The organism is Bartonella sp. MR168JLCBS (assembly GCF_042194175.1).
The window spans coordinates 1-256 of sequence record NZ_JBHIMP010000565.1 but is presented as its reverse complement, the minus strand read 5'-3'; the positions used below and the strand labels follow the sequence as shown (position 1 = coordinate 256).

1 pseudogene is annotated in these 256 nt (G+C 37.9%); it reads right to left on the bottom strand.

The annotated features are described in order from the left end of the window. Positions 1-256: pseudogene (locus tag ACFIK8_RS12695) on the bottom strand (carboxynorspermidine decarboxylase); the annotation flags it as partial.

The window sequence follows — 256 nt, the reverse complement described above, 5'->3', positions numbered from 1 at the left end:
GTAATAGCAGCTTCTCCTGGTTCTAGAAAAATGGTGACTCCATAGGTTTTTGAAAAGTGTTTTAGGCGTTCTGCAAAAGTTTCTAGAGGATAATTTTCAGCCGTAAAATGGATTCCACCTCCAAGACTTATCCAGTCAACCGCAGCAAAGAGTTCTGCGAATTGTTCTTCCATATGACTAAGCATTTTGTCGAAAAGATTAAAATCAGCATTTTCACAGTTATTGTGGATCATTAAGCCATTGATGAGAGGCAAAA